The sequence below is a fragment of the Nitrospira sp. BLG_2 genome (assembly GCF_049222245.1).
In genome coordinates this window covers 1-1,589 of sequence record NZ_JBLYIG010000024.1, presented here as the reverse complement: position 1 = coordinate 1,589, position 1,589 = coordinate 1, and the positions used below count along the sequence as shown (strand labels likewise).

Below are 1,589 nucleotides of genomic sequence, written 5' to 3'. Positions count from 1 at the left end.
CGATTGGCCGACGAAATTGCGATGTTCCGAGCGCAGGGTCGGGAAATCTTCGTGGTCTCTTCCGGTGCCATCGTGTCCGGTATCCGAAAGTTGCAGCTGAAGGATTACCCGAAAAGCCTCCCTGTCAAGCAGGCGGCAGCGGCGGTGGGGCAGAGCCGGCTCATGTGGGCTTATGAAAAAGCATTTGAACGTCTCAATATTCAAGTGGCGCAGGTTCTGCTCACTCACCAGGATCTCGCCGATCGCCGCCGATTTCTTAACGCTCGCCATACACTCGCGACTCTCATCGGTTTCGGCATCGTGCCGATCATCAATGAAAATGATACCGTCGCGGTGGATGAAATCAGGGTCGGCGACAACGACACGCTCGCGAGCGAAGTGGCTCACCTGGCCGATGCGGACCTGCTGGTAATTCTCTCTGATGTCGACGGACTGTATACGGAAGATCCGCGTAAAAATCCGTCGGCGACCTTGATTCCGCTGATCACGGAGATTACCCCAGATATCGAGCGCCTTGCAGGAGTTTCCAGCACATTTGAAGGTACAGGAGGCATGGCGACCAAGCTTCGGGCTGCCAAGAAAGTCGGCGAGTATGGAATCTCGACTCTAGTCCTCAATGGCGAGCGAGCCGGACTCCTCCCAACGGTCCTTGCCGGCGGGCCCGGTGGAAGTCTCTTTCTTGCCCGGGAGCGCCGACTGAACAGCCGTAAACATTGGATTGCCTTTACGCTTCGCTCCCGCGGCCAGGTCCATCTCGACCAGGGGGCGGTAGACGCCTTGACCAATCGAGGGAAAAGCCTGCTGGCATCGGGCATCCTCCAGGTGACGGGATCGTTTGAAGCCGGCGATCCAGTCAGTTGTGTCGATACAGATGGAACGGAATTTGCTAAAGGCTTGGTGAACGTTTCGTCCGGCCTATTGGGCCAGATGAAAGGCCTCAAGACAACGGACATTCATGAACAGTTCGGGCCCCAAGAATACGAAGAAGTCATCCACCGAGACAATTTAGTTATTCTTTAGTCTAGGCTCTGATTCCTCAGTCCTGAGTTATGAATTCCTCAAATCTTCAGCGCTCGGCACCCAGCCCGCTTGGCGAGGCCAGTACTCAGCGCTCAATTTCAGTTCGTCTAGGCTTGTTCGGCGGCAGTTTCAATCCCATACACAATTGTCATCTGACTATCGCTCATCACGTACACGAACGAATGCAGCTCTCCCAGGTTCTATTTATCCCGACCGGCGACCCTCCCCATAAACGGAACGGCTCGCTGGCTCCGGCGAATGCACGCCACGAAATGGTGCGTCTTGCGATTGCTGACAGCCCACTTTTCACAGTCTCGGATATCGAGATACAGCGACAGGGAAAGTCTTACTCAATCGATACCATCCGCGCACTACAACATCACTATGGCCCATCCACTGAGTTGTTCTTCATTATTGGTCTCGACGCGTTTCTTGACTTCCCTACATGGAGAGAACCGCACGAGCTTTTAGCGATCTGTCGCTTCGTGATTGTACTCCGGCCTGAGCGATCCTTCCAGGCGCTGGCCGATATGCCTCTTCTTTCCAAACTGTATCCCTCGGACCTTGCT

The 1,589-nt window shown here is 54.8% G+C and carries 2 protein-coding genes; both read left to right on the top strand.

Features of this window, described 5'->3' with window-relative positions; translation table 11 throughout:
• A partial coding sequence (proB, locus tag ACOSYY_RS00675; RefSeq protein ID WP_421660300.1) for a glutamate 5-kinase occupies positions 1-1,020 on the top strand: 1,020 nt, incomplete at its 5' end.
• A 29-nt stretch (positions 1,021-1,049) separates the two neighbouring features.
• A partial coding sequence (gene nadD, locus ACOSYY_RS00670; RefSeq protein ID WP_421660299.1) for a nicotinate-nucleotide adenylyltransferase occupies positions 1,050-1,589 on the top strand: 540 nt, incomplete at its 3' end.